Origin of the sequence: Neisseria sp. 27098_8_158, from assembly GCF_041433145.1 — a bacterium.
GTDB lineage: Bacteria > Pseudomonadota > Gammaproteobacteria > Burkholderiales > Neisseriaceae > Neisseria > Neisseria subflava_E.
In genome coordinates this window covers 1-25,410 of the sequence record NZ_JAPWAZ010000003.1, presented here as the reverse complement: position 1 = coordinate 25,410, position 25,410 = coordinate 1, and the positions used below count along the sequence as shown (strand labels likewise).

General features: G+C 51.3%; 21 protein-coding genes, 3 tRNA genes and 1 pseudogene. 16 read left to right on the top strand and 9 right to left on the bottom strand.

Going from position 1 to position 25,410, the window contains the following annotated elements; genetic code table 11:
* Positions 1–12 precede the first annotated feature (12 nt).
* The 5 genes from O3681_RS08420 to O3681_RS08400 all read right to left on the bottom strand — a co-directional run bounded on the left by O3681_RS08420 (position 13) and on the right by O3681_RS08400 (position 2,802).
* On the bottom strand, positions 13–1,773 hold the full coding sequence (locus O3681_RS08420) for a bifunctional biotin--[acetyl-CoA-carboxylase] ligase/type III pantothenate kinase (RefSeq protein WP_371459725.1): 1,761 nt from the start codon (positions 1,771–1,773) through the stop codon (positions 13–15).
* On the bottom strand, positions 1,770–2,273 hold the full coding sequence (locus O3681_RS08415; protein WP_004520955.1) for an adenylyltransferase/cytidyltransferase family protein: 504 nt from the start codon (positions 2,271–2,273) through the stop codon (positions 1,770–1,772). The genes O3681_RS08420 and O3681_RS08415 overlap by 4 nt, the downstream gene beginning before the upstream one ends.
* Positions 2,274–2,535: 262 nt before the next feature.
* Positions 2,536–2,611 (bottom strand) — tRNA-His (locus tag O3681_RS08410).
* Positions 2,612–2,620: 9 nt separating this feature from the next.
* Positions 2,621–2,697 (bottom strand) — tRNA-Arg (locus O3681_RS08405).
* Positions 2,698–2,724: 27 nt separating this feature from the next.
* Positions 2,725–2,802: transfer RNA gene (locus O3681_RS08400), tRNA-Pro, on the bottom strand.
* A gap of 206 nt (positions 2,803–3,008) precedes the next feature.
* Between O3681_RS08400 and folD the strand changes: the two genes are divergently transcribed.
* The 11 genes from folD (at position 3,009) to aroG (ending at position 13,627) form a co-directional block, all read left to right on the top strand.
* Positions 3,009–3,860: a bifunctional methylenetetrahydrofolate dehydrogenase/methenyltetrahydrofolate cyclohydrolase FolD gene (folD, locus tag O3681_RS08395; RefSeq protein WP_049336906.1), complete on the top strand. Its 852-nt coding sequence runs from the start codon at positions 3,009–3,011 to the stop codon at positions 3,858–3,860.
* A gap of 84 nt (positions 3,861–3,944) precedes the next feature.
* Positions 3,945–5,018 carry an AI-2E family transporter gene (locus tag O3681_RS08390; RefSeq protein WP_371459724.1) on the top strand — a complete coding sequence of 358 codons (1,074 nt, stop codon included), beginning with the start codon at positions 3,945–3,947 and terminating at the stop codon, positions 5,016–5,018.
* Between the two features lie 129 nt (positions 5,019–5,147).
* Entirely contained in the window at positions 5,148–6,389 is a 1,242-nt protein-coding gene (locus O3681_RS08385) for an aromatic amino acid transporter (protein WP_371459723.1), read from the top strand.
* Positions 6,390–6,482: 93 nt separating this feature from the next.
* Positions 6,483–6,935, top strand: a complete 453-nt coding sequence (locus tag O3681_RS08380; RefSeq protein ID WP_254324088.1) for a cell surface protein — start codon at positions 6,483–6,485, stop codon at positions 6,933–6,935.
* 11 nt (positions 6,936–6,946) lie between these two features.
* Positions 6,947–7,525: a D-glycero-beta-D-manno-heptose 1,7-bisphosphate 7-phosphatase gene (gmhB, locus tag O3681_RS08375; RefSeq protein ID WP_300480454.1), complete on the top strand. Its 579-nt coding sequence runs from the start codon at positions 6,947–6,949 to the stop codon at positions 7,523–7,525.
* 71 nt (positions 7,526–7,596) lie between these two features.
* Positions 7,597–8,328 carry a 1-acyl-sn-glycerol-3-phosphate acyltransferase gene (locus tag O3681_RS08370; protein WP_070826336.1) on the top strand — a complete coding sequence of 244 codons (732 nt, stop codon included), beginning with the start codon at positions 7,597–7,599 and terminating at the stop codon, positions 8,326–8,328.
* Between the two features lie 38 nt (positions 8,329–8,366).
* Entirely contained in the window at positions 8,367–9,089 is a 723-nt protein-coding gene (locus O3681_RS08365; RefSeq protein WP_371459722.1) for a M48 family metallopeptidase, read from the top strand.
* Positions 9,090–9,261: 172 nt separating this feature from the next.
* Positions 9,262–9,633 (top strand): hypothetical protein, encoded by a 372-nt coding sequence (locus O3681_RS08360; protein WP_300480447.1) that lies wholly within the window; start codon positions 9,262–9,264, stop codon positions 9,631–9,633.
* Between the two features lie 156 nt (positions 9,634–9,789).
* Positions 9,790–11,265, top strand: a complete 1,476-nt coding sequence (locus tag O3681_RS08355; RefSeq protein WP_300480495.1) for a surface lipoprotein assembly modifier — start codon at positions 9,790–9,792, stop codon at positions 11,263–11,265.
* Between the two features lie 362 nt (positions 11,266–11,627).
* Positions 11,628–12,305, top strand: coding sequence for a TIGR02117 family protein (locus O3681_RS08350; RefSeq protein WP_300480444.1), 678 nt, complete (start codon positions 11,628–11,630; stop codon positions 12,303–12,305).
* A gap of 278 nt (positions 12,306–12,583) precedes the next feature.
* Positions 12,584–13,627 carry a 3-deoxy-7-phosphoheptulonate synthase AroG gene (aroG, locus tag O3681_RS08345; RefSeq protein ID WP_003683923.1) on the top strand — a complete coding sequence of 348 codons (1,044 nt, stop codon included), beginning with the start codon at positions 12,584–12,586 and terminating at the stop codon, positions 13,625–13,627.
* Between the two features lie 189 nt (positions 13,628–13,816).
* Here the strand turns inward: aroG and O3681_RS08340 are convergent, their stop codons facing one another.
* Entirely contained in the window at positions 13,817–15,994 is a 2,178-nt protein-coding gene (locus tag O3681_RS08340) for a TonB-dependent siderophore receptor (protein WP_371459721.1), read from the bottom strand.
* 210 nt (positions 15,995–16,204) lie between these two features.
* Positions 16,205–16,810 (bottom strand): NAD(P)H:quinone oxidoreductase, encoded by a 606-nt coding sequence (wrbA, locus tag O3681_RS08335; protein ID WP_300480437.1) that lies wholly within the window; start codon positions 16,808–16,810, stop codon positions 16,205–16,207.
* Positions 16,811–16,909: 99 nt separating this feature from the next.
* Between wrbA and O3681_RS08330 the strand changes: the two genes are divergently transcribed.
* From O3681_RS08330 to O3681_RS08310, 5 genes and pseudogenes are all read left to right on the top strand, one after another.
* Positions 16,910–18,112, top strand: coding sequence for a YihY family inner membrane protein (locus O3681_RS08330; RefSeq protein ID WP_371459720.1), 1,203 nt, complete (start codon positions 16,910–16,912; stop codon positions 18,110–18,112).
* Positions 18,113–18,211: 99 nt separating this feature from the next.
* Positions 18,212–19,993, top strand: a complete 1,782-nt coding sequence (locus O3681_RS08325; protein WP_107723967.1) for an extracellular solute-binding protein — start codon at positions 18,212–18,214, stop codon at positions 19,991–19,993.
* 415 nt (positions 19,994–20,408) lie between these two features.
* The gene (locus O3681_RS08320) at positions 20,409–20,687 is read left to right on the top strand and encodes a helix-turn-helix transcriptional regulator (protein WP_049331758.1); all 279 of its coding nucleotides are present in this window, start codon (positions 20,409–20,411) and stop codon (positions 20,685–20,687) included.
* Between the two features lie 167 nt (positions 20,688–20,854).
* Entirely contained in the window at positions 20,855–21,625 is a 771-nt protein-coding gene (xth, locus tag O3681_RS08315) for an exodeoxyribonuclease III (RefSeq protein ID WP_371459719.1), read from the top strand.
* A gap of 233 nt (positions 21,626–21,858) precedes the next feature.
* Positions 21,859–22,020, top strand: a pseudogene (locus tag O3681_RS08310) (IS110 family transposase); the annotation flags it as partial.
* Between the two features lie 148 nt (positions 22,021–22,168).
* Here O3681_RS08310 and O3681_RS08305 read toward each other — a convergent pair.
* A complete protein-coding gene (locus O3681_RS08305; protein ID WP_371459718.1) occupies positions 22,169–22,975 on the bottom strand; it encodes a hypothetical protein in 807 nt (268 codons plus the stop codon).
* A 91-nt stretch (positions 22,976–23,066) separates the two neighbouring features.
* Positions 23,067–25,094, bottom strand: a complete 2,028-nt coding sequence (gene uvrB, locus O3681_RS08300) for an excinuclease ABC subunit UvrB (protein ID WP_371459717.1) — start codon at positions 25,092–25,094, stop codon at positions 23,067–23,069.
* Positions 25,095–25,410 lie beyond the last annotated feature (316 nt).

Here is a 25,410-nt window from a genome sequence, read left to right as displayed (position 1 = left end):
GCGTTTTCCTTTTTATTGTCCGTTGCGATGGGCAATCCAATGCAAGAGCCCGTGAATCACGAGATTATCGACGATTTTCACTTGATTGTCATGAACGAATGACTCCGGCAGCGCCTGCACGACTCTGGCCGCGCCGCCGCCCGTGATAATAATATCGACCGGTTTGCCCTCGCCTGTTTTGTCTTTCAGACGGCCATGCATCATCATCAACGCGCCGCAAACGGCATCCATCATGCCGCTGGCAATGGCGTTCGGCGTTGTGGTTGGGAACGGATATACCTTGCCAATGGGGCGGTTGAGGTTGGCGGTCTTGAGCGCCATCGCCTCTTTCATTAAGTGGAAACCGGGCATGATGGTGCCGCCGAGATAATGATTGTCTTCCGTCAGCGCGTCGGTGGTTACGGCGGTGCCGCAGCTGACGACGACGCAGGCGTTTTGCGTAAAGCGGCGGCTGCCCAGCGCATTAAACCAGCGGTCGGAGCCATGTTCTTCAGGGCGGCGGTAATGGTTGCGGATACCCAAAGCCTGCGGCATGGAAGACAGCCATTCGACCGGACGGGTTAATTGTTCTTCTACCATTGCTTTTTTGACCGAACCGCACACGGCGCAACCGACAATCTTCACATCGTCATCGGCAAATCGCAGCCATTCTTCGCCCAGCTGGGTCAAATCACGATACGGCGCGCGGCCGACTTCGGAAAATGTGCCGTTCTCTACCCACGCCCATTTCAACTGACTGTTGCCGCCGTCCAGCAGCAAAAAGCGTTCCGGCTTGGCGGCTGCAGGTTGTGCCGGGCGGTTATCCGGGCGCAAGCTGATCTCGCCACTGACAATCGTTTTCTCGCCATTGTCGGTCAACAAACGCAACGCGCCTTGCGCATCCACGCCTTTGACTACGCCTTCATGAACAATGCGCCCTTCTTGAAGCAGCAATACCGGCCTGCCTGTGTCGCGGTTAGCGGCATCGTATTCGTCGACACATGACGCAAATCCGTTTTGCGCGTATTCGTTCAACAGCGCATCGAGTTGCGCCAATACCGCATTCAATAAGGTTTTGACGCTTACGCCCTGCTTAGAGGCCGTCTGAAACAAAGCCTGCACAGAAGTGGCGTTTTCAACTTCTTTCGGCAATACAAAATTAATGCCGATGCCGATAACAGCGACGGTTTTATTCTCGACCCGCGCCGTTTCAATCAAAATACCGGCCAATTTATCGTTGGCCACGACCAAATCGTTCGGCCACTTGATATTTACGTCCAAACCGATATCGGCAAGCGCGCGGCGGCAAGCCAATGCCACCACCAACGCCAGCGAACCCAGCTCATACTGCGGCTTATCAAACGCCCAGCCCAGGCTGAACATCAAACATTCACCCTGTCGGTTGACCCAGCTTCGCCCTTGCCGTCCGCGGCCTTTGGTTTGGAAATGCGCCACGCACAAGGCCTTATGCGCCAAATCTGCCGACTGGCGCGCCAATGCCATGATTTCATCATTGCTGGACGAACATTCGTGTTTCAACTGCGCACGAAAACCCTGTTTTCCGGCCATTTGTTGCAGAGATTCTTCGGCAAACACAGCCAAAGGGCGCACCAAGCGCCATTGCCCGTCATGCTGGCGCAGCAAACCGCGGATATGGCCCGGCATCTGCTGCCAGAATCCGTTTAATTGTTGCGGCTTCATACCGACCACTCGCGCCAACTGAGAAACGTGCTGCGGCAGGCCGTCTGAAAGCGCGGCGAGCAAGGCCCAATGGCGGCTGTTCAAATCCGTCATTCGCCTCCTCCGGCTTCGCGGATTTTCGCTAAAGTTTTGGTGGTCGAAGTCTGGTGTAAAAACGGAATCGAAAATACTTTGCCGCCACGCGCAAACGTCTCGGCCGCACCGACAATCTTATCCACAGGCCAGTCGCCGCCTTTAATCAACACATCGGGTTTGACCATTTCAATCAGCGCGGCCGGCGTATCGTCATCAAACCATGTGACCAAATCCACGCTCGCCAATGCCGCTGCCACTGCCGCGCGGTTTTCCAAAGGATTAATCGGGCGATCGTCCCCTTTGCCCTGACGGCGCACCGAAGCATCGGTATTCAACGCCAGTACCAAAGCCGCACCGGCCGATCGCGCCTGTGCCAGATACGTTACATGGCCCCTATGGAGAATATCGAAACAGCCGTTGGTAAACACCAGCGGACGGGGCAATGCCGCCAAACGCTCCGCCAGCTTTTCGGGCGGACAGATTTTGGATTCAAATTCTGGAGCTGGCCATTCGGACATGATGCGGTTCCTTTGGGAATGAAACAGAAAATAATCGGGGTATTATAAAGGATAACGGCGAAACGCCATAAAAAGATACCGAACGGTACAATATTCGGGCTTGACTGCGTATTCATTGATATTTGATAACACAGCAAATGCTATTTTTGCCGATGCCATGATGAAACGGTTTGATAAATACTTTTTTGAAACCCAATTAAATCTGAAGTAAAATTCGGGTATAAATGGAAAAAAGCCTGCATACAATATGCAGGCTTTCATCTGGGGTGGCTGATGGGGCTCGAACCCACGACAACTGGAATCACAATCCAGGGCTCTACCAACTGAGCTACAGCCACCGTAAAAATTGGCACGCCCGACAGGAATCGAACCTGTAACCCCCGACTTAGAAGGTCGGTGCTCTATCCGGTTGAGCTACGGGCGCTCATGCCGATTCGTGCTAAGAATTTTGTGGTCGGGGCGGTGGGATTCGAACTCACGACCCTCTGCTCCCAAAGCAGATGCGCTAACCGGGCTGCGCTACGCCCCGACTGAAGACCTGAACTATACAGACCCTTTTTAGCCCGGTCAACACCTACTTTGCTTTATTTTTTCATTTTTTGATTATCTTATTATTTTTAATCGTTATTTATTTTTATGTTTCGCAATCAGGGTCACTCTTTTGTGTCAGGCCGTCTGAAAAATGCGATAATTTAAACGCAATATTTATCCCTATTGAATTGAGGAGGAAAAATCATGGCTGCACAACTTATAGACGGAAAAAAAATCTCCCAGCAACGCATCGAGGCGGTCGCACAGGCGGTAAAAGCGCGTCAGGAAAAAGGTTTGCACACGCCTTGCTTGGCAGTGGTATTGGTTGGCGACGACCCTGCCAGCGCGGTTTATGTACGCAATAAAAAACTGGCCTGCCAAAAAAGCGGCATCGAATCGCGCTCTTATGAGCTGCCGTCTGAAACCACGCAAGACGATTTGCTGAAACTGGTGGACGAATTGAACGGCGACCCTGCCGTCGACGGTATTTTGGTGCAACTGCCACTGCCGGCACACATTGACAGCCAAGCGGTTTTGGAACGTATCGAGCCGCATAAAGATGTGGACGGCTTCCACCCTTACAACGTCGGCCGCCTGGTCGTCAAAATGCCGCTGATGCGCCCTTGTACACCCAAAGGTGTGATGACTTTGTTGGAAGCCTACGGCATCGACCCGAAAGGCAAAAAAGCAGTCGTCGTCGGCGCGTCCAATATTGTCGGCCGTCCGCAGGCGTTGGAATTACTGCTGTCCCGCGCGACGGTAACCATCTGCCACAGCGCCACGCAAAACCTTGCCGATGAAGTTGCTGCCGCAGATATTTTGGTGGTCGGCGTAGGCATTCCGAATTTCGTTAAAGGCGAATGGGTCAAACCCGGCGCAGTCGTTATCGATGTGGGCATCAACCGCTTGGACGACGGCAGCCTGTGCGGCGATGTGGAGTTTGATGTCGCCAAAGAACGCGCTTCCATGATTACGCCCGTTCCCGGCGGTGTCGGCCCGATGACGATTGCTACTTTGTTGGAAAACACGGTACACGCGGCCTCATTGCACGATTAATCGCTGTCATTAAGTTAGGCCGTCTGAACATGATTTTTCAGACGGCCTGACCTACTTTTTTGCTTTTTACCTTATTGGCTTCACATGTCCTTACTCTCTTCCCACTCCGACAACCCGACTTTCCGTAACGCTTCCTATATCCTGATGGGCTTGGCCTTGCTGATTGTCTTGCACTACCATTTTCTGCCACTGCTGCTGTCGGTTATCCTGACCTATATCTTTATTACGCGCACCAACGGCGTGATCCTCAAACTCCGCCGCCGTGTTTTACCGCGCAACACGCGACTGCATAAATCGCTCAACGCGCACAATATCAACCTGATTTCCACTACGCTGACGCTGGCCATCGTGTTCAGCATCATTGCAATGATGTCTTTGGGCATTTACCACCTGATACACGGCGGCCATGTCGGTTTTATGCTGGCCAAGCTGGCGGCGATTTTGGAAGACACCAAAAACAGCCAAGACCTGCCTGCGGCCATTCTCAATATGCTGCCCAACAATATGGCCGAAATCAAAGCCTCGGCAATCAAGCTGATTGAAGAATACCGTGCCGCTCTGACCCGTATCAGTAAAAACAGCATCACATCCTTCGTATACATCCTCATCGGCATCATCATCGGCGCCATGCTCAGTTTCCACCGCCTGGAAATGCGCAAAAACCGCCACAAAATGCCGCTGTTTAAAGCCGAATTGATGCGGCGCATCGTCAATTTTGAAACCAGCTTTGAGCGCGTGTTCCTCGCACAAGTCAAAATCTCACTGATCGACACCTTCCTGACCGGCCTGTACCTCTACTTGGTTTTGCCACTGTTCGGCGTTGACCTGCCGTTTAAAATGACCGTCCTGATCGTCGCCTTCATCGTCGGTCTGATTCCGGTGGCGGGCAACCTGATTTCCAACACCATCATTATTATTTTGAGCCTCGGCGCATCTCTTTACGTCTCACTCGCCTCTCTGGTGTTCCTTGTTGTCATCCATAAGCTCGAATATTTCCTCAACGCCAAAATCATCGGCTCGGAAATCGAATCCAGCGCGTGGGAATTGCTGGTGGCGATGGTCGTCTTTGAACGCATTTTCGGCATCGGCGGCATCATCGTCGCGCCGGTTTATTACGCGTATCTGAAAAACGAATTGAAACTGCGAAAATTGATTTAATCAGTTGCATTTATGCACATCAAAGGCCGTCTGAAAACGACAATCGGGTTTTCAGACGGCCTTTGCTTTACCTTTTCTTACACTTTACGGCATAATGGCAGCCACGCATTTCTAGAAGAAAGATAAACAATGTCAACCAAAACCCCTTCCCTATTCGGCGGCGCGATGATTATCGCCGGTACGGTTATCGGCGCAGGCATGCTTGCCAACCCGACTGCCACGTCCGGCGTATGGTTTGCCGGCTCGCTGGCCGTATTGCTGTACACCTGGTTTTCCATGCTCTCCAGCGGCCTGATGATTTTGGAAGTCAACACCCATTATCCGCACGGCGCCAGCTTCGACACCATGGTCAAAGACCTGCTCGGCCCGGCTTGGAACGTCATCAACGGCGTTGCCGTCGCCTTCGTTTTATACCTGCTCACCTACGCCTACATCTTCGTCGGCGGCGACCTGACCGCCAAAGGCATCGGCAGCGCGGTAGGCGGCGAAATTTCGCTGACCGTCGGCCAACTCGTCTTCTTCGGCATTCTCGCCTTTTGCGTTTGGGCATCCGCACGTCTGGTTGACCGTTTCACCAGCATCCTCATCGGCGGCATGGTATTGACCTTTATTTGGGCAACCGGCGGCCTGATTGCCGATGCCAAAATGCCTGTCCTGTTTGACACCCAAGCCCCTGCCGGCACCAGCTACTGGATTTATGTCGCCACCGCCCTGCCCGTCTGCCTTGCCTCATTCGGCTTCCACGGCAACGTCTCCAGCCTGCTCAAATACTTTAAAGGCGACGCGCCCAAAGTAGCCAAATCCCTGTGGTCGGGTACGCTGATTGCCTTGGTGATTTACGTCCTCTGGCAAATCGCCATCCAAGGCAACCTGCCGCGCAACGAGTTCGCACCGGTTATCGCCGCAGAAGGACAAGTTTCCGTCCTGATCGAAACGCTGTCCAAGTTCGCCCAAACCGGCAACATGGACAAAGTGTTAACCCTATTCTCCTACATGGCGATTGCCACCTCCTTCCTCGGCGTAACGCTCGGCCTGTTCGACTACATCGCCGACATCTTCAAATGGAACGACAGCATCTCCGGCCGCACCAAAACCGCCGCGCTGACCTTCCTGCCGCCCCTGATTTCCTGCCTGCTCTTCCCCACCGGCTTCGTTACCGCCATCGGCTACGTCGGTCTGGCCGCCACCATCTGGACAGGCATCATCCCGGCCATGCTGCTCTACCGCTCGCGTAAAAAATTCGGCGTCGGCAAAAACTACCAAGTTTACGGCGGATTCCGGCTGATGGTTTGGGTCTTCCTCTTCGGCGTCATCAACATTGCCGCCCAAATATTGAGCCAAATGGAGCTTGTTCCCGTATTTAAAGGTTAAATTCCCTTAAGGCCGTCTGAAACACCCTCTTTCAGACGGCCTAATTCATTATTTTCCGCTACAATACCCCCTTTCCCCCAACGAACCCCGTCCATGTACGACAATATCCGCTTCCATCTCGACGAAGACTATCCCGACCAGCTCCCACCCGAAAACGCCGCCACCCATATCGGCATGTACTGGCAGTGGGCGGCGCATGCAGGCCTCGTCAACCCCGTCTGGCAAACCGCCCCCGAAACCGCGGCTGACTTCGCCGCCATGGCCTCGGGCAAAATCAGCGGACGGCACTTTCTGCTCAAACACATGGACGGCGCATTAACGGCGGACGACTTTACCGAACTCGGCCAACGGTTTACTGAGTTCTACTACACCGACGAAGAAGACGGCTACGGCGCATTTATGGAAGACTACGTCCTCGCCCTCGACACGCCCTCGCTCGGTGGCTTCTACCACGTCAAAAACACCCCGGAAACCTTCGCCAAACTGACACCCGTTTTTCAGACGGCCTTTGAAAAATGGAAAAGCAGTTTGAAAGCAGAAAAATAAGAGCCCACACCATGAAACTCATCATCCTCGACCGCGACGGCGTCATCAACCAAGACCGCGACGATTTCGTCAAATCCGTTGACGAATGGATTCCCATCGAAGGCAGCATGGATGCTATCGCCTTTTTAACGCAGGCAGGCTACACCATTGCCGTGGCCACCAACCAATCCGGCATCGGCCGCAAATACTTTACCGTGCAAGATCTGACCGAAATGCACGCGAAAATGCACCGCCTTGCCGTTCAAGCAGGCGGTACCATCGACGGCATTTGGTTTTGCCCGCACACCGCCGCCGACAACTGCGAATGCCGCAAACCCAAGCCGGGCATGATTATCGACATCATCGAACGCTTCAAAGCCAATGCCGCCGAAACCTGGCTGGTCGGCGACAGCCTGCGCGACCTGCAGGCCATTGATGCCGCAGGCGGCAAGTCCGCGCTCGTCCTGACCGGCAAAGGCAAAAAAACGCTGGCCAAACACGAGCAAGAACTGCCCGAACACACCCAAGTCTTCGACAACCTACTCGCTTTCTCGCAATACATCATGCGTGAAAACATACAAATCGAAGAAGCCGCGCAAGCCATCCTATAAACGACAAGGCCGTCTGAAACCAGCCGACAACGGTGTTCAGACGGCCTTCAAACGACAGACTTTTCCCCGATATGCTGATTATCCGCAACCTGATTTACTGGTTCATCCTTTCCTCTAGCATTATTTTACTGTTCCCCTTTATGCTGCTTGCCCTGCCCTTCCAAGGCGGTGCACACAAAATGGCGCAAGTTTGGGTGCGCATCCTCAACTGGTCGCTCAAGCACATCATCGGTTTGAACTACACCTTAAGCGGCGCGGAAAACATTCCCGACCACCCTGCCATCATTTGCGCCAAACACCAAAGCGGCTGGGAAACCCTCGCCCTGCAAGAGATTTTTCCGCCTCAAGTCTATGTTGCCAAACGCGAACTCTTCAAAATCCCTTTCTTCGGCTGGGGCTTGAAACTGGTTAAAACCATCGGCATCGACCGCAGCAACAGCCGCGAAGCCAACAAACAACTTTTAGAACAAGGCCTTGCGCGTAAAAACGAAGGCTATTGGATTACCATTTTCCCCGAAGGCACACGCCTGTCGCCCGGTGAAAAAGGCCGCTACAAACTCGGCGGCGCGCGCATGGCAAAAATGTTCGAGATGGACATCGTCCCCGTCGCGCTCAACAGCGGCGAGTTTTGGCCGCGCAACTCCTTCCTCAAATACCCCGGAACGGTCAGCGTCATCATCGGCAAACCCATTGCCCACAACAACGGCAATGAAGCCGAACTCATGGCCCAATGCGAGCAATGGATCGAAAGCCAACAGCCCCTGATTACCGGACAAGGCCCGTTCGCGCCCAAAACCAAATAAATCATTCCATCGGGTGGGCCGCTATACCCGCCCTTTCCATGCCGTCCAATATTTTTCTCAACATCATGCCCCACCTCCATACCTACACCCTTTCAGACGGCCTCACCATTCATATCCAGCTCAAACGCAGTGCCAAGAAAAACCTCATCTTGCGCCCCGTTTCCGCCGATACCGTCAGCATCAATATCCCTCCGTTTGTTTCCCAGCGCACCTTTACCCAATGGCTGAACGATAACGAAGCCCTCCTGCACCGTACCCTAAACAAAACACCGGCCCGACAAACACCTACCGACGCGCTTCCCGAATGGATTTGGTATCAAGGCGTTCAGACGGCTTTGTCCGTCCACACGGCAAACCACATCCAAATCAGGCCGTCTGAAATCCTGTTACCCGAAAAAGAAACCGCCGCCCAACTTACCCATTTGCGCCGCTTCCTGCTCGAGCGTGCGCGCGAATATCTGCTGCCGCGCCTTGAAGGCCATATCCGAACCACCCGCCTGACCCCGAGCGCCATTTCCCTTTCCAACGCCAAAACCTTCTGGGGCGTTTGCCGCCACACTACCGGCATCCGCCTCAACTGGCGGCTTATCGGTGCGCCCGAATATGTTGCCGACTATGTCTGCCTGCACGAACTCGCCCACCTGCGCCATCCCGACCACAGCCCTGCATTTTGGGCTCTGACCCACTCGCTCACGCCGCATGTCGACCAAGCCAAACAATGGCTAAAGGCGCACGGCGGCGAATTATTCCTCCTCGGCTAAGTCTTTCCAGCAGCATTTTTCTGCAAGCAAACACCAGCCCAAAGCAAAGAATCAACTCCCTCCAAACAAATCATGTAGCCGCGCGTAAAATCAGGTTTATCCGCTTGCCGCCCCCTCATACCTATCGATAAGATGATGTCGTTCTCAAAACCCTTTTCAGAAAGGAAAACCGATGACCAAAGCAAAATCGTTACTGGCCACCGGCATTTTGGCTCTTTTCTCCGCCACGGCATTCGCCTCCCCGCTGCCTTCCGAAATCTACCATCCGGATGGCGCGCACACCATCAAAGCCGATCATCAAGGCGACGGCGAATTTGAATACGAAGCCGAACTTTCCGGCCAACGCAATTCCATTCCTTCCTTGGCCAAAAAAGTGATCGCCCACGCGCGCAGCAAGGGTTTCCATGTGGTTGAGTCAGAAATCAAACACGACGATGCCGATCTGAAATTCAAACGTGGCAAACAAGAGCTGGACGTTTCCATCGAAGACAAAGGCCAAGGCCGTATCGAATACAAAGCCGATTTGGACTTGGACAAAAACTAAATCCGACTCGCCAACAAAGGCCGTCTGAAATCCCATCGGGTTTCAGACGGCCTTTTGTCGTCTTTATCAGATAAAATGGCAATCGGTTTGCAAAATTTCCGACTCAAAACATTGTACAATCTGCCCACTTATACCGATAACATTCCAAACATTGCCATGAAAAAACGTCTGCTCCTCCTCGCCATCCTTCCCCTTTCCCTTCACGCTGCCGATGTGCCGCCTGATGTAAAACCCGAGCTTCAAGTCAACACTGCCGAACCCCAACAACCCGAAGCGCACAACATCCCTGCCGAGCAGACAAACAGGCCGTCTGAAAAAATCATCAACGTCGATGCCGACACCCTGCTTGCCAACACCGAATTACTGGCACGCGCCATGTATTCCGCCGTTGTCGCCCACAACATCCCCGGCATCAAAGCCGTTTTGCCCATTTACGAACAATGGCCCGAACACGACCGCGCCATGGCGCGCTATGCCAAAGGTTTGCTTGCCCAATCCGAAGGGAGCGCCGCCGAAGCCATCGGCCATTACCGCCGCTTTATCGCCGAGCAGCCCGATGCTTCCGCCGTCCGCTGGCAGCTTGCGACCGCCTTGTTTGAAGACAAACAAAACGAAGCCGCGGCCGACCAGTTCGACAAACTGCAAACCGAATCCCTCCCGCCTGCCTTGCAAGAACGCCTCGAAACCTACCGCAAAGCCCTGCGCGAACGCGACTCATGGCAATTCAACGCCGGCCTGAACATCACGCGCGAGCAAAACATCAACCAAGCCCCCGGCCAACGCCGTCTGGGCAATTACCTGAGCGATGAACAATGCCGCGCCGTGCGCCTAGCCTATCCCGACGACGACTGCTTCCGAGGCTGGACATTCCCCGAGCCCATCGATGCCACCGCCGTCCACTACCAAATCGGCGCAGAAAAAAAATGGTCGCTGCCACGCGGCTTCTATGCCACGACAGGCGCAGACCATTACGGCAAAATCTATCCCACACACACCAACTACAACGACCTCACCACACGCTTCTCGGCAGGCATCGGCTATGCCGACCAGCGCAACGACGTCGGCATGACCCCGTTCCACGAACGCCGCTTCTACGGCAACGACCCCTATACCTACACCAACGGCGCACGCCTCCACTACAACCATTGGTGGCAACCCAAGCTACAAACCCTCAGCGCATTTGAAGCAGGCCGTCTGAAAAACGGCCGCCGCGAGCATTCCAACAACACCAGCCAACTGCTCAGCAACTCCATCGTGTACTACCGCAACGCGCGCCAATACTGGGTAGCCGGTATCGACCTCTACCGCGAACGCAACCGCGACGACAAAAGCGACAGCTTCAACCGCTACGCCCTGCGCACCACATGGGGACAAGAATGGCCTAAAGGCCTCTCCACCGTCCTACGCCTCAGCGCCGCCCAACGCCGTTACCAAGCCCCCAGCTTCTTCAGCAACGAACAAAACCGCCGCGACAAAGAAACCTCCGCCTCCCTGAGCGTATGGCACCGCGCCCTCCATTTCAAAGGCATCACCCCGCGCCTGACCATTGCCCACAACAAAACATGGAGCAACGACAAGTTCTACGAATACGGCAAAACCAAAATGTTTGTCGAATTGAGCAAAACGTTCTGACAAGTAGAACCAATCTGTGAATAAAGTAAAAATGCCTGTCCTGCATACTGATTTACAAGACAGATTCAAAATTTTACAGATACCGGATAAATAGGATTTTTAAGGCATCATGTTTTATTAAATTCATATTTATCAAATAGATGAAATTTAAGCCAATATTACTTGGCAACGTAACGTACAACACTACATAACGTTACAAAAAAAGCAGGCCGTCTGAATATTTCAGACGGCCTTTTTTATTCAAGTTAAACAGCCCTTTTTATCATTGGTCGTAAGATGCCACCCACTCATTTCTAATGAAAAAAGTACAAATTTAATGGAAAATACACACCTTCAAACTTAATTGCCTTTAAAAAAAACGAATGCGTTCCTTCCTTCACATCCTCAAAAAAATCGGCAAAATAGCGCTGATTATCCCTATTTTTGCCCTATTGTATTTTTTGTCTGCTTGGATGATGGCTTCATTGCCGCTTAATGAAGAGCAGCCCAAAGGGGAAATTACTTTATTTTTAGTCAGTAACGGCGTGCATACTGATGTAGTCATGCCGCTGAAGAATGATATTTTTGATTGGTCGAATGTCGTCAATCCAAAAGACACGCTTTCTACTAATCCTCAAATAACGCATATCGGTTTAGGCTGGGGGGAGCGCAATTTTTATTTATACACGCCTGAGTGGAAAGATTTGACTTTCTCCAATGCTTTAGGTGCATTAAGCGGGCTGAACCGTACGCTGATTCATGTTACTTATTATCCTTTTGAACTACGAGAAAATAGCCACGTCGTCAAATTTTTGGTCACGCCTGAGCAATACAGGAATTTAACAAAATCGCTCTTGGCCGGTTTTCAACAAAAAAATGGGCACCCCATCTTGCTAAAAGGAATTCATCATCAATCTAACGATGCTTTTTACGAAGCCAAAGGGCGCTATCATTTATTCAATACTTGTAACACTTGGTTGAATGACAAATTGGTTGAAAGCGGCCTTAAAGGCGTGTATTGGACTCCTTTCTCTTCGCCCTTGCTGGAACAATATCGATAGCCCTCACGCTTCTCAATTTTTGGTCTATGTAAGACTTCAGGCCGTCTGAACATTTTCAGACGGCCTGTATTTTGATAAAACCCCAAAACCCTTTATTATATAAATAAAATTCTTAAATAGCATTAAATATTAATTTTTATAAACAAACTGATTTTAAATTCTATAAAATAATTAAAATAAAGAAATTTTAGAATAAAATTGCTAAAACAAAAAACTAAGCCTTGTTTAATTCTGCTAAAACCTGTAACCTGTATCAAAAATAAACAAGAGAGTCCATCATGTCCCAACACCACCCTACCGATGACATTAAGATCAAAGAAGTCAAAGAGTTACTCCCTCCAATCGCACATTTGTATGAGCTGCCTGTTACGCCTCAGGTTGCCAATTTAGTTTATAAAACGCGTCATGAGATTTCGGATTTGGTTCACGGCCGCGACAACCGTTTACTGGTCATTATCGGCCCATGCTCGATTCACGATACTAAGGCGGCGGTAGAATATGCGCAAAAATTGCTGCCTTTGCGCAAAAAATATGAGAAAGAGCTACTGATTGTAATGCGCGTGTATTTTGAAAAACCGCGTACAACCGTTGGCTGGAAAGGTCTGATTAACGATCCGCACTTGGACGGTACGTTTGACATTAACTACGGCCTGCGCCAAGCGCGTCAGTTGTTGCTGACTTTGAACGAAATGGGCATGCCTGCTTCGACTGAATTCTTGGACATGATTACGCCGCAATACTACGCCGACCTGATTTCTTGGGGCGCGATTGGTGCGCGTACGACTGAAAGCCAGGTACACCGCGAATTGGCCAGCGGCCTCTCCTGCCCTGTCGGTTTTAAAAACGGTACGGACGGCAATCTGAAAATCGCCATCGACGCCATCGGTGCCGCCAATCATCCGCACCACTTTTTGTCTGTAACCAAAGCCGGTCATTCTGCGATTGTCCACACCAGCGGCAACCCTGATTGCCATGCGATTTTGCGCGGCGGTAAAGAGCCTAATTACAGCGCAGAACACGTTAAAGACGCGGTTGCGCAGCTTCAAAAAGCCGGCGTGAGCAGCAAACTGATGGTGGACTGCAGCCATGCCAACAGCCGTAAAGACTTCCGCAAACAAATGGATGTAGCGCGCGATGTTGCGGCGCAGCTGAAAGCCGGTGAAGAAAACATCATGGGCGTGATGGTGGAAAGCCACTTGGTTGAAGGCCGCCAAGACAAGCCTGAAGTTTACGGTCAAAGTATTACGGATGCCTGCATCGGTTGGGATACGACTGAAGAATTGCTGGCCCTGCTTGCCGAAGCGAAAGGTTACCAAGCGTAAGTGCGAAATCATTAAAAAGACCGGATATGTTCCGGTCTTTTTTGTGCCTGTCATTTTGATTTCTTTGCTCAAGATACCGAGCAAGTTTTAGTCAGGTTTGACATCAAAACAATATGAGAAAAAAATTCAGGTCGTCTGAAAACCCGATAATTTAGGTTTTCAGACGGCCTGCACTATTTTTCTTTTCAATTAGAACGTATGTTTAACCGTTGCAGTCACACTACGCGGCGTGCCGTAAACGTGAATATCCGGCATGGTGCGGTAACGTTTGTTAAAGACGTTTTCAAAGTCCAAACTGATGCGGGTGGATTTGCCGATTTTGTAATGACCGGTCAAATCCAGCGTTGCGTACGGACGTTGGGTCAACGCGGCCGCGGCAGCTGGATTGATGTCTGCAGGGTATTCATCCAGCGTATGGCTGCGGCTTTGCCAGTTGACATTGGCACCCAGGTTCAAACGGTCGGTCACGTCATACGCGGTAAAGAGTTTGAACAAATGAACCGGATAAGACGGATGCAGTTGAACCCCTTCGCTGTCTTTGATTTTGGAACGTGCATAAGACGCATTCAACAGCCATTTATCGCTCAGGCGGCCGCCGACAGAGAGTTCCACGCCTTTTGTTGTGGTGTTGTCGGCTGCGCGGTAGTATTCCTCGCCATTCGCGAATTTGCCTGCGACAACGCCCAAATGGTCGCGTTTGTTCATAAAGACGGAAGCGGAAGCATTCAGACGGCCTTCAAACCATGACGCTTTCAAACCGGTCTCGTAAGTTTTGCCGCGCTGCGGTTTGAGCGCTGCGCCGTCTTTGGTCAGGTAACGTACTTGCGGACGGAAAATGGTGGTGTAAGACGCATAGGCGGTCAAATTGTCGCCGATGTCGTAGGTTACGCCCAAATAAGGAATGAAAACGTTTTGTTTATGGCTGCTATGTGCGAATTTGTTACGGCTGGTGCTGTAACGGTAACGCCAATCCACAAAACGGCTGCCGCCGATAAAGGCGAGCTTATCGGTCAGTTTGAAACGGGTCGAGCCGTAAACCGACAGGTTTTTCATGCTTGAAAAACCATCGCGCAGATACGGCATATCGGGTTTGGCGATATTGCCGTTAAAGAGGCGCAAATCAGGAATCGTCGATTCGCCTTCTTCATAGAAAGACAGGTTTTCTTTGTTGTCCTGATAGCTGATGCCCGCATTGAACTCATGCGAACGGCCCAACGCTGGATAATTGCCGTCCAAGGTCAATGAAAAATTCTGGTCGCGGTATTTGCTGCGGTCGCGGTCTGAAGTGAAAAGTGCAGAGTAATCGGAATTGATTTCAAATGTACCGGCAATGCCTGAAACGATGTCGTTTTTACCCGAAACATGGCTGTAATCGCCTGTCAGTTTCCAGCCGTTGTCAAACTCATGGCTGAGGGAAGTGAACACTTCGGCACTGGTGTCTTTGCCGTATGCCCAGCGTGCGGACGAATTGCTACGCGGCGAAGACTCAAACGGTATGAATCCAGTACGGCGCGAACCTGCTGCGGTCAGATAGCTGAAACGCGAGCTACCGGTATTGCGGAAACGGTGTATTTCCGTACCGAGGCGCCATTCGGTTTGCGGCGTGATATCGTAAGACAACGTACCGTAGAAAGTGTGATTGTGGCGCGATGTGTTCGGCAGGTAATCGCCTCCATGGTCGCTGACCAAAATAGCGCGGCCGCGCAAGGTATTGTCTGCATTCAAAGGCTGATTGGCATCAAGGACGAAGCGGTAGTGGTTCCACGAACCGACACCGGCTTCTACGCTGATGGCAGGTTTGGCAGTCGGTTTTTTGCGTTCCAAAGCAACCGTACCGCCCGGCTCGCCCATACCGCCGTTGGACAAACCGCTTGCGCCGCGTACGACGACGACTTGTTCGTACAACGTGCTGTCCAGATTGTTGGTGCCGCGGCGGATGGCTTTACCGTCGTAAAGGAACTTGGGCGCACCGTCCACGGAAATGCTGTCAATCGCCTGACTGCGCGAAATAAATTGGCTGTGGCCGGATACGTTGTTGCCCATTTTGCTGTGGAACACGCCCGGCGTTTGTTTCAACACGTCCTGCAAGGTATCCAAACCTTGGTCGTCCATTTGTTTTTCGGTAACGACAGACAGGGACTGCGGCGTTTCACGCTGGGTCAGGCGGATGCCTGTCGCAGCGGAGGAAGCGGGAATGGTGTAGTTGAAAGTAGTCTGTTTTCCGACACCTTGGACGGTAACTGTCGGTAAATCGACACGTTCTTGCGGTTGGGTATTTTCTACTTCGGTCGCGAAAGAATACGCCGAACACAGCGCCAGACTGACGGCAAAGCTTAATTTGCCATAGGGAAATACAGGTAGTGACATAGCCTCTCCAATTAGCTTATCTTTACAATTTGGTCGCAGATTCTATCAAAAAGATGTAGTCCGATGAAACTATGTTCTAATCACTATTTTCTAAGTAGTTCGTTTAATTCAAAATATTTATTTTTAATCTAGTCCAAATTAACTAAAAAGGCCGTCTGAAACCCATATTATCAGGTTTCAGACGGCCTTAATCTTTTTATTACAAGGTAATCAGTCTGCCAATTTTCGTGCCAATTCTGCCAAACGTTTACCTTGTGCGAAGGCAATATCGTTTTCTTCAGCAGTCAATGCCGGCTTGCTGTCGTGGCCGGAAACATGGCTTGCACCGTAAGGCGTGCCGCCGCTTTGGGTATTGCTGAGCGCGGACTCGGTATATGGGATGCCGCTGATGACCATGCCGTGGTGCAACAGGGGCAGCATTATGGTCAGCAGGGTGCTTTCTTGGCCGCCGTGCAGCGAAGATGTGCTGGTGAATACGGTGGCAGGCTTGCCGACGAGTTCTGCACCGAGCCAAAGGGGAATGGTGCCGTCGATAAAGTATTTCATCGCGGCGGCCATATTGCCGAAACGTGTCGGGCTGCCAAGCGCGAGGCCGGCGCAGTTTTTGAGGTCGTCGGCAGTCGCGTATGGCGCGCCTTCGTCGGGAATGTCTTTTTCAACGGCTTCGCAAACGGTGGAAACTTTGGGAACGGTACGCAACACGGCTTCGCATCCGTCCACGCTTTCGATACCGCGTGCGATTTGGCGGGCAAGGTTGCGCGTGCTGCCATTTTGGGAATAAAAGAGGACGAGGATTTTCAGAGGATTTGGGTTCATTTGGGGTTTCCGTTACAATGCTATCAGGTTTCAGACGGCCTTTTGAATACTCGGGCCGTCTGAAAAGAAGAAATTTCAATTTAAAAGTGGGAAAAGGTTATGCCGTTTTCGCAATGGTGGCAAGGTTTTTTAAAGAGTAAAGGCGTGGCGTTCGCTTGGTTTGTCGTGCGCCGTTTTGATGAGGAGCGTGTGCCGCAGGTGGCGGCAAGCATGACGTTTACGACGCTTTTGGCTTTGGTGCCCGTGTTGACGGTGATGGTCGTCATCGCTTCGGCCTTCCCCGTTTTCGACCAATGGTCGGGGGAATTTGTCTCTTTTATCAACCGCACCATTGTGCCGCAGGGCGCGGATATGGTGTTTGACTACATCAATGCGTTCCGCGATAAGGCCACCAAGCTGACGGCCATCGGTAGTGTGATGTTGGTCGTAACCTCGCTGATGCTGATTCGGACGATAGACAATGCGTTTAACCGGATTTGGCGCGTCAATTCGCAACGGCCTTGGATGATGCAGTTTTTGGTGTATTGGGCGTTGCTGACGTTTGGTCCTTTGTCTTTGGGCGTAGGCCTGTCGGTTGTAATCGGCCAGGTGCAAGTAGTTGGCGGATCAGAATGGCTGAGGGTTATCACTACGGTTTCATTTATTACGGTGCTGCTGTGGGGCTTGTACCGCTTTGTGCCCAACCGTTTTGTGCCTGCCAGCCATGCTTTGGTCGGCGCGGCTGTAACGGCGTTTTGCTTGGAAACGGCACGCTTTTTGTTCGCTTGGTACATGGGCAACTTTGACGGCTACAAATCAATTTACGGCGCATTTGCGGCAGTACCGTTTTTCCTGTTGTGGCTCAACCTGTTATGGACATTGGTATTGGGCGGCGCGGTTTTGACCTCGTCCCTGTCCTATTGGCGCGGCGAAGCGTTCCGCCGCAGTCTGGATGCGCGCGGCCGCTTTGACGATGTATTGAAAATCCTGCTGCTGCTCGATTCTGCCCAACAAAGCGGCAAGGCATTGCCGGTGCAGGAGTTCAGACGGCATATCAATATGGGCTTTGACGAACTGGGCGAGCTTTTAGAAAAACTGGCGCGACACGGCTATGTCTATTTCGGCCGTCAGGGCTGGGTCTTGAAAATGGGGGCGGAGTCCATCGACTTGGCTGAGCTGTTCAAACTCTTTGTCTACCGTCCGCAAACGCTTAATAAAGATAAGGTCAATCAAACGGTTGACCACATTATGCAGCCCTGCTTGGAAACCTTGAACATGACGCTTGCCGAGTTCGGCGCCCATACGAAAAAACAATCCTCTTAAACCTGACGCCGTCTGAAACCAAAAATATCAAGTTTCAGACGGCCTTTGCTATAATCGGCACACTACTGAATACTACATTCGACCTACAAGGAAAAATAGATGAAAACACCAGCCCTACTCTCTCTGCTTGGTTTGATTCCATCTGCCGCCTTTGCCGCCCACGGCGTAGGCCTTGGCCAACCACCCAAATATCCGGCCAACTTCACCGCCTTCGAATACGTCAATCCCAACGCCCCAAAAGGTGGCACGTTTACCACGCCTTTCCTCGGTGCTTTTGACACGCTCAACCCCTTTACCCTCAAAGGCAACCACGAATACGGCATCAGTATGCTGACGCTCGACACCCTGACCGAGCAAAGCATGGACGAACCTTACGCCGTTTACGGCCTGATTGCCGAAGACATCGCCCTGGCGCCGGACGGTCTTTCCGTTACCTTCAAAATCAACCCCAAAGCCAAATTCCACAACGGCGATCCCGTTTTGGCCAAAGACGTTGCCGCTTCATTTAACATCCTGACCAAAGACAAAGCCGCCGCCCCCATGTACCACTTCTACTGGAGCGACGTGGCCAAAGTAGAAACGCCCAACGACCGCACCGTCGTGTTCCGCTTCAAGCAGCGCAACTCAGAATTGCACATGATTCTCGGCAGCCTGCCCGTCTTCTCGCATAAAAGCTATCCCAAAGGCCTGGCCGCCGCGCCCAACAGCCTACCCATCGGCTCCGGCCCCTACCGTTTTGCCAAAGCTGAAAACGGCCGCATCAGCGAGTTTGTCCGCGACAAAAACTACTGGGCGCAAAATCTGCCCGTGCGCAAAGGCCGCTACAACTACGACCACATCCGCATCAAATACGTCAAAGACGAAGTTGTCCGCATCGAAGGGCTGAAAGGTGGCCAATATGACTTCGTACAAGAAAACGTCGCCCGCAACTGGGCGCGCGCCTACTCCGACGAAGTCCTCAAAAAACGTAATCTATCCAAACACGAATGGGTACAAAACAGCACCGCAGGCATGCAAGGCTTCGTCATCAATATGCGCCACAAGCCCTTGGACAATATTTACGTCCGCCGTGCCTTGATTGAAAGCTTCGACTACGAAAGCGTCAACAGCCGCATCTTCTACGGCGCATACCGCCGCACCGACAGCTTTTTCACCAACAGCACCATGGCCGCAACCGGCAAGCCCGACCGTGCAGAAACCGCATTGCTCAAATCATTGGGCACCAAGCTGCCCGACGGCGTATTAGATCAAGACGTCCCTATGCCGCCGGTTACCGACCCCAAACTGGGCGTGCGCCCGAACCTGCTCAAAGCACGCGCCCTGCTTGAAAAAGGCGGCTATCAATACAAAAACGGCAAAGCAGTCGACAAACAAGGCAAACCGCTGACTTTTGAATTCCTCGCCCCAAGCAAAAACTACGAGCGTATTACCGCAAAATGGCAGCGCGACCTCGCCAAAATCGGCATTACCATGAACGTGCGTACCGCCGACTCCGCCGTGTACCAAAAACGCATGAACGACTTCGATTTTGACGTAACCACCGGCTACTACGGCAACAGCGAAAGCCCCGGCAACGAGCAATACGACTACTTCAGCTGCGCCGCCGCCAAAACCGAAGGCAGCCGCAACCTATCCGGCGTCTGTCATCCCGCGGTTGAAAAACTGCTGACCCATTTCAACAGCTTTACCAACCGCCAAGAGCTGCAAACCACCTCGCGCTCACTCGACCGACTAATCCGCCACCAATACACCATCGTTCCAAACTGGTTCGCCGACCGCTATCGCGTCGTGTACCGTAACGATGTGGGCATTCCGTCCAAGCTGCCGAAATACTACGACCCCATCACCTTCGCCATGACCGCAGGTTGGAAGAAAAAGTAGTCGCATTTCGACAACACATCCAAGCGTCTGACAAGTCCTGGGCGTGTAGTCCTAAGCATATAATCATAAAACCTTGTTGTTTGTTTAAAAATAATCAATCAACTGATTTCAAACAAACATAAAAGAAAAAACAACTTAAAACCAAATCAAAGGCCGTCTGAAACATCCGTCAGCAAAATCGTCTGCAACGGAACATTTCAGACGGCCTTTTCGTCTCTTTTCAATCCATTTTCGCAACCGAAGCAAAATATCGAAAATGAACAAAAAAATTGCAAAACAATGCCCTCAAATTTTACAAAACCGTGTACACTGCAAGGTAAGAGTTTGAATTATAAGGTTAATATTAATAAAAACCACAATCATCCAAATTTAACCTAAATCAAGCATTCATATAACAGACAAAAGGAACAATAATATGGAAATCAAGCGTCTCTCTACCATTCTCAAACTGATTGCCAACCCCGAACGTATGGCCATTCTTTTTCTGCTGCTTGACGGCGACCGCAGCATTACCGAACTGGCACAGGCACTCGACTCCTCCCCAACTGGCATCGCCAACCACCTCGCACGCCTGCGCACCGAAGGCATCATCGATTTCACACGCTACCACCGCATCATCGAATACCGCATCATCTCCGAAGAAGCCACCACCATCCTCAATACCCTGCGCACGCTCAAAGACCAAGCCGAATAAACATATTATTCCACATCACAATATCAAGGCCGTCTGAAACATCAGCTTTCAGACTGCCTGCCCCTTTCAGCCCATATCGAAAAATAAACCAATCCGCTATACAATACCGCCCATGCCCACAGGCACAATCCGCCGCCTTCCCACCCAACAGCACACACGGAAACATCATGAAAATCGCCACTTGGAACGTCAATTCCCTCAACGTCCGCCTGCCCCAAGTACAAAACTGGCTGGCCGACCACCAAGCCGACATACTCGCATTACAAGAACTCAAACTCGACCAAGACAAATTCCCGGCCGCCGCCCTGCAAATGATGGGCTGGCACTGCGTCTGGAGCGGCCAAAAAACCTATAACGGCGTCGCCCTCATCAGCCGCTACGAACCGCAAGACGTACATTGCGGCCTTCCTGCCCTTCCCGACGACCCGCAACGCCGCGTCATCGCCGCCACCATCAACGGCGTGCGCGTCATCAACGTCTATTGCGTCAACGGCGAAGCCCTGGACAGCCCAAAATTCCAATACAAAGAACAATGGTTTGCCGCACTGACCGAGTTCGTCCGCACCGAAATGGCCGCCCACCCCAAACTCGTCCTGCTCGGCGACTTCAACATCGCCCCGGCCGATGCCGACTGCTACGACCCCGAAAAATGGCACGAAAAAATCCATTGCTCCTCCATCGAAAGACAATGGTTTAAAAACCTGCTCGACCTCGGCCTGACCGACAGCCTGCGCAAAATCCACCCCGAAGGCGCGTTCTACACATGGTTCGACTACCGCGGTGCCATGTTCCAACGCAAACTCGGCCTGCGCATCGACCACATCCTCACCAGCCCCGAACTCGCCGCCACCCTTACCAACGTCACCGTCGATTTAGAAACCCGCGCCCAAGAACGCCCCAGCGACCATGCGCCGGTAATCGCCGAGTTTGACTGTTAGATTTTGAAGCAATATGAACAATAAGGCCGTCTGAAAACTGGATTTCAGACGGCCTTTATTCTAAAAGTTTCCAGACAACGTTTGAGGTTGTCTGAACGTTTGAAATAATGATTTGAACAGCAAAAAACGCGTGCGTGCGTACCGCACACACCCTACACTTCGATTTTAAAGTTTGTGTCGCCCGTAGGTAGGGTGTGTGGCGCAGCCACGCACGCAGTTGGTGGAGATGCAAGCTACGGCTTGCTACCGTGGTAGCGATACGTTTTGAACCACTAATTCAGGATTTCTACCAACGCCTGCTGTCCAAGAGTAAGCCGTATAAGGTTGCCGTTACGGCGTGTATGCGCAAACTGCTGACGGTATTGAATACCCGGATGCGTGATTACTTCTCCGAAACGGTATCCAAACGGCTTGATTTGAGTTTTGGTATTTTTGCCCGACTGGGTGAAAAATACAGTTGCTACACTTCAGTTTTAAAGTTTGTGCCACCGCAGGTGGGGTGGCACGCGGTTGGTAGAGAAGCGGACTACGGCTTGCTGCTTTTTAATAACAAGTTACAAATGCTAATTCATCAATCACAATATATTTTTTATTATTTTGCGATCTTTTTAAATCTCCCAAACATAAAATATAGGATCCCACTAAATCTTCCACATCATTGATATCAAATCGTTCGAAGAAAATTCGTTGCATTTGTGACGGCAAGCATAGACTAACATCATCTCGCGTACCAGAATTAAGCCAAATAGCCTCATAATTTCCCTCTTTAACATCAGCAATTTGCCCCCAGTATCCACAAAACCGGCCTATATGATTTTGGTTAATCTCATGGAATGAGACAAAAAAATTAGATATAGTTCGAATTTCATCTTTAATTTCAATCCCTTGTTCTGAAACTCGAAACGCTGGATTAATAACTAGGCTTTTTAGCATAGTACTTAAACGGCGATGAGCTACTGCATTAGGACGATTACCATTTCCTATAAATCGTACTCCTCTCCCTACTCCATTTTCATTCATATCATCATTAATATGATTTACTGCTTCTGCTGCACCATAGTTAAGGTCTAATACAATCCGCTGCCCATCATTATGCAAAACATCTTCATCATCATTTTCTCCATTGATCAATCTACTTAATGGAGCACTTTCAATACACCCATCATTATGAGGGCGAGCTCCAAAACAAGCAGCTTGTCCATTTCTAGCCGCTTTTCTAAAAAAAGCGGGTGCATGGCAAGTCGGACATTCAAGAAATCTCCTTAATTGAGAGATAGTCCTTATATCAAGTTGAGAAAATTGATACGCATTGTAAGTTTGGTCATTTATAGTACAAAAAGCATTATCCATCACAGCTCCTCTAATTTATTTAGATTGAAGATCATTTGTATATAAATTGGACTATTTACATAAATTTCAAGAATAATATCAAACTTATCCGTCACTCAGCCCCAAACAACAACCCTTCCTTAATTCCCCGAATTCTATCACGAAGAACAGCCGCTTCTTCAAACTGCAAATCCCTAGCCGCCTGCTGCATGGCTTTTTCCAATTTCGCGATTTCTTTAATCGCGTCTTCTTCGTTGTGAATCTCGCCGACTTTAACCTTGTTTTTACCTTTCAAACGACCTTTGCCGCTGTCTTCTTCGTGGTACACGCCGTCGATGATGTCTTTGACCTGTTTTTTAATCTGCTGCGGTACGATGCCGTGTTCTTCGTTAAATTTAATCTGTTTTTCACGGCGGCGTTCGGTTTCGTCGATGGCGGCTTTCATGGAGTCGGTGATTTTGTCGGCGTACAGAATCGCGACGCCGTTTACGTTGCGCGCGGCGCGGCCTATGGTTTGAATCAGGCTGCGGTGCGAGCGCAGGAAGCCTTCTTTGTCGGCGTCGAGGATGGCGACGAGGGAGACCTCGGGGATGTCGAGGCCTTCGCGCAAGAGGTTGATGCCGACGAGTACGTCAAATAGTCCAAGCCGTAAATCTCTAATGATTTCAACGCGCTCTACGGTGTCGATGTCGCTGTGCAGGTAGCGCACTTTGATGCCGAGTTCGCTGTAATAGTCGGTGAGTTGCTCCGCCATGCGTTTGGTGAGGGTGGTAACGAGCACGCGTTCGCCTTTTTGGATGCGGTCGTTGATTTCGCTCATTAAGTCATCAACTTGGGTGGCGACGGGGCGGATGATGATTTGGGGATCGACCAGCCCAGTGGGGCGGACGACTTGTTCGACGACTTGTCCGGCGTGTTCTTCTTCGTATTTGGCGGGGGTGGCGGAAACGAAGACAGTTTGCGGCATGACTTTTTCAAATTCGTGGAATTTGAGCGGTCGGTTGTCGCGTGCGGAAGGCAGGCGGAAGCCGTAGTCGACGAGGTTTTGTTTGCGCGATGCGTCGCCTTTGTACATGCCGCCAATTTGGGTAACGGTAACGTGGCTTTCGTCGATGAACATGATGGCGTTGTCGGGCAGGTAGTCCATCAGCGTGGGCGGCGGTTCGCCTTCTTTTTTGCCGGAGAAGTGGCGGGAGTAGTTTTCGATGCCTTTGCAGAAGCCCATTTCATAGAGCATTTCGAGGTCGAAACGGGTGCGCTGTTCGATGCGCTGCTGTTCGACGGGGCGTTGTTCGCGGGCGAAAAATTCGATGCGTTCGCGCAGTTCTTCTTTGATGGACTCACAGGCGCGCAATACGGTGTCGCGCGGGGTAACGTAGTGGCTGGACGGGAAGACGGTGTAGCGGCCGACGCGCTGGTGCAGGCTGCCTGAAAGTGGGTCGAACATATCGAGGCGGTCGATTTCGTCGTCAAACAGGCTGATGCGCAAGGCGTTTTCAGAGCTTTCGGCGGGGTACACGTCAATCACGTCACCGCGCACGCGGAAGCTGCCGCGTTTAAAGTCCAAATCGCCGCGTTCGTACTGCATGGAAACGAGCGTGGCAATGATGTCGCGCTGCTCGATGGTGTCGCCTTCTTTAACGGACAACACCATTTGTTGATACTCGGTCGGGTCGCCGATACCGTAAATGGCGGACACAGTGGCGACGATAATCACGTCGTCGCGCGTCATCAGGTTTTTGGTGGCGGAAAGGCGCATCTGCTCGATGTGTTCGTTGATCGCGCTGTCCTTTTCGATGAACAAATCGCGACTGGGCACATAGGCTTCGGGTTGGTAATAGTCGTAGTAGGAGACGAAATATTCCACCGCGTTTTCAGGGAAAAACTCGCGCATTTCGGCGTAGAGTTGGGCGGCAAGGGTTTTGTTGTGCGCCATGATAATGGCGGGGCGGCCGCTTTGAGCAATGACGTTCGCCATGGTGTAGGTTTTACCAGAACCGGTTACGCCGAGCAGGGTTTGATAAGCAAGGCCGTCTGAAAGCCCTTCGAGCAAGCCAGTAATGGCAGTGGGCTGGTCGCCTGCGGGAGGAAATGGCTGGTGGAGTTTAAACGGAGAATTGGGATATTGAATGACTTCCATAAGACGGCCTGTTTTATGTTCAGGTAAAGAGAGGATTATAACAAAGGGCCGTCTGAAAATTGATAGTATGCCAATCTGACAAAACTAAATATTTCATCTCCTTCCTTAGCTAAAGCTAACTGAGGTTAGTTGTGTTGCCAGGAACAATTAAACTCCCCTCTCCCCAAAAGACGTGCCTGTGCACGTCCTTTTTACTTTATCCGCTTCCTCCCTTTAGATCAGGTTTCTACCCCGTAAAAGGCCGACACTCCGCATCATTGCCCCTAAATATCTCCTCGCCGTCCGTACAGCTTCCCTTCCCCTTCATCTTCCCGCA

What these genes read in the sequence shown, in the direction of transcription:
- O3681_RS08420 (WP_371459725.1), bottom strand. Translation starts at nt 1,773, where the DNA reads ATGACGGATTTGAACAGCCGCCATTGGGCCTTGCTCGCCGCGCTTTCA.
- O3681_RS08415 (WP_004520955.1), bottom strand. Translation starts at nt 2,273, where the DNA reads ATGTCCGAATGGCCAGCTCCAGAATTTGAATCCAAAATCTGTCCGCCC.
- folD (WP_049336906.1), top strand. Translation starts at nt 3,009, where the DNA reads ATGGCTGCACAACTTATAGACGGAAAAAAAATCTCCCAGCAACGCATC.
- O3681_RS08390 (WP_371459724.1), top strand. Translation starts at nt 3,945, where the DNA reads ATGTCCTTACTCTCTTCCCACTCCGACAACCCGACTTTCCGTAACGCT.
- O3681_RS08385 (WP_371459723.1), top strand. Translation starts at nt 5,148, where the DNA reads ATGTCAACCAAAACCCCTTCCCTATTCGGCGGCGCGATGATTATCGCC.
- O3681_RS08380 (WP_254324088.1), top strand. Translation starts at nt 6,483, where the DNA reads ATGTACGACAATATCCGCTTCCATCTCGACGAAGACTATCCCGACCAG.
- gmhB (WP_300480454.1), top strand. Translation starts at nt 6,947, where the DNA reads ATGAAACTCATCATCCTCGACCGCGACGGCGTCATCAACCAAGACCGC.
- O3681_RS08370 (WP_070826336.1), top strand. Translation starts at nt 7,597, where the DNA reads ATGCTGATTATCCGCAACCTGATTTACTGGTTCATCCTTTCCTCTAGC.
- O3681_RS08365 (WP_371459722.1), top strand. Translation starts at nt 8,367, where the DNA reads ATGCCGTCCAATATTTTTCTCAACATCATGCCCCACCTCCATACCTAC.
- O3681_RS08360 (WP_300480447.1), top strand. Translation starts at nt 9,262, where the DNA reads ATGACCAAAGCAAAATCGTTACTGGCCACCGGCATTTTGGCTCTTTTC.
- O3681_RS08355 (WP_300480495.1), top strand. Translation starts at nt 9,790, where the DNA reads ATGAAAAAACGTCTGCTCCTCCTCGCCATCCTTCCCCTTTCCCTTCAC.
- O3681_RS08350 (WP_300480444.1), top strand. Translation starts at nt 11,628, where the DNA reads ATGCGTTCCTTCCTTCACATCCTCAAAAAAATCGGCAAAATAGCGCTG.
- aroG (WP_003683923.1), top strand. Translation starts at nt 12,584, where the DNA reads ATGTCCCAACACCACCCTACCGATGACATTAAGATCAAAGAAGTCAAA.
- O3681_RS08340 (WP_371459721.1), bottom strand. Translation starts at nt 15,994, where the DNA reads ATGTCACTACCTGTATTTCCCTATGGCAAATTAAGCTTTGCCGTCAGT.
- wrbA (WP_300480437.1), bottom strand. Translation starts at nt 16,810, where the DNA reads ATGAACCCAAATCCTCTGAAAATCCTCGTCCTCTTTTATTCCCAAAAT.
- O3681_RS08330 (WP_371459720.1), top strand. Translation starts at nt 16,910, where the DNA reads ATGCCGTTTTCGCAATGGTGGCAAGGTTTTTTAAAGAGTAAAGGCGTG.
- O3681_RS08325 (WP_107723967.1), top strand. Translation starts at nt 18,212, where the DNA reads ATGAAAACACCAGCCCTACTCTCTCTGCTTGGTTTGATTCCATCTGCC.
- O3681_RS08320 (WP_049331758.1), top strand. Translation starts at nt 20,409, where the DNA reads ATGGAAATCAAGCGTCTCTCTACCATTCTCAAACTGATTGCCAACCCC.
- xth (WP_371459719.1), top strand. Translation starts at nt 20,855, where the DNA reads ATGAAAATCGCCACTTGGAACGTCAATTCCCTCAACGTCCGCCTGCCC.
- O3681_RS08305 (WP_371459718.1), bottom strand. Translation starts at nt 22,975, where the DNA reads ATGGATAATGCTTTTTGTACTATAAATGACCAAACTTACAATGCGTAT.
- uvrB (WP_371459717.1), bottom strand. Translation starts at nt 25,094, where the DNA reads ATGGAAGTCATTCAATATCCCAATTCTCCGTTTAAACTCCACCAGCCA.